The organism is Streptomyces beijiangensis (genome assembly GCF_017315755.1).
Classification (GTDB): Bacteria; Actinomycetota; Actinomycetes; order Streptomycetales; family Streptomycetaceae; genus Streptomyces; species Streptomyces beijiangensis.
The window spans coordinates 1-294 of the sequence record NZ_JAFLRJ010001739.1 but is presented as its reverse complement, the minus strand read 5'-3'; the positions used below and the strand labels follow the sequence as shown (position 1 = coordinate 294).

General features: G+C 66.7%; 1 protein-coding gene. It reads right to left on the bottom strand.

Annotation, left to right across the window (positions count from 1 at the left end; all coding sequences use genetic code 11):
* Positions 1–232, bottom strand: a 232-nt coding sequence (locus tag J0695_RS43450; RefSeq protein ID WP_206970303.1) for a TerD family protein, incomplete at its 3' end; no start/stop codon positions are given.
* Between the last annotated feature and the right edge of the window lie 62 nt (positions 233–294).

The following is a 294-nucleotide window of genomic DNA, read 5'->3' as shown; positions in this document are numbered from 1 at the left end:
TGTCACCCGTGTGCTCCACCGAGCCGTCCGGAGTGGTCAGTTGGTTGTAGAAGATGAACCACTCGTCGCCGAGCACCCGCCCGGACTGGCACAGCAGCGCGCTGGCGTCGAGGTCGAAGTCGGCTCCGGTGGTGGAGCGTGCGTCCCAGCCGAGCCCGACCAGCACTTGCGTGAGGTTGGGTGCGGCCTTCGAGAGGGAGACATTGCCTCCCTTGGCGAGCGTGACGCCCATGGTCTTGGATCCTCCCCGAGGTACGAAGACACAGCCTGGATGAACGCGCCGGCGCCGCACTC